This is a genomic window from Streptomyces montanisoli, from assembly GCF_017813245.1.
GTDB classification, from domain to species: Bacteria; Actinomycetota; Actinomycetes; order Streptomycetales; family Streptomycetaceae; genus Streptomyces; species Streptomyces montanisoli.
Genome location: NZ_JAGIQL010000375.1, coordinates 1 through 961 on the forward strand (window position 1 = coordinate 1; position 961 = coordinate 961).

Annotated in this window: 1 pseudogene; it reads right to left on the reverse strand. The window is 80.4% G+C overall.

Annotation, left to right across the window (positions count from 1 at the left end):
- Window positions 1–375: pseudogene (locus tag JFN87_RS33230) on the reverse strand (SUKH-4 family immunity protein); the annotation flags it as partial.
- Window positions 376–961: the final 586 nt, after the last annotated feature.

The following is a 961-nucleotide window of genomic DNA, read 5'->3' on the forward strand; positions in this document are numbered from 1 at the left end:
AAGCTCAGGCGAGTGCTCTTCCGATCTGGCCTGCCCGGCCGCGGGCTGCAACGGCGCGGACGCCTGCGGCTGCGGCGCGGTCGGCGGCAGCCGGCTGCCACCGTCCATCAACGCGGTGGGGACGTCGGGTCCCACGGCGGGCGGCGCCGCGCCATCGCCCTCGGCGCCCGGAACGGGCGGCGAGAACACCGTCGCGGGCAGCGGCACGGACTCGCTGTCGGAGGCGCCGTTGGTATCGGTCCCGTCCCACGGGGTCGCCCCGCCCGGCACCGCACCGCCCGAAGCCGCCGCAGCGGCAACGTCCCCGCCGAGCCCCTCGGCAGGCAACGCCCCAGGAGCACCGGCGCCGTCACCGGCGCCCGGCAGCGAACCCACGCCTGCGCCCGGCCCCGCAACAGGGCCCTCGGCAGGCAACGGCCCGGCAGCACCAGCGCCCGGACCGGCCCAGGAAGCCGAACCCGGAACCGCATCGGGGCCGTCGGCAGGCGGCTGACCGGGCGAAGCCGCCCCCGCAGCCGGGGTCGGGGCCGAGCCGGCCCCCGGAGCAGCGCTCGGCACCACACCGGCGCCCGAAGCCGCCGCAGCGGCAACGTCCCCGCCGAGACCCTCGGCACCCACCGGCCCGGGAGCACCCGCACCCGCGCCGGACCCCGGCAACGAACCGGCGCCCGCGCCCGGCCCGGCAAGTGGGCCTGGGCCAGCGACGGGGTCTCGGCCCGCAGCCGGGCCCGGGACTTCCTCCGCGCCGGGGGCCGTACCCAGAACCGAACCTGGAGCCGCACCGGGGCTGTCGGCAGGCAGCGGCCCGGGGGAAGCCGCCCCCGCAACCGGCGCGGGACCCGAGCCAGAGCCCGGAGCACCCGCGCCCGCGCCGGACCCCGGCAACGAACCGGCGCCCGCGCCCGGCCCCGCAGCGGGGCCTGGGCCCGCACCCGGGTCCGGGGCCGCTCCCGAAAACGCA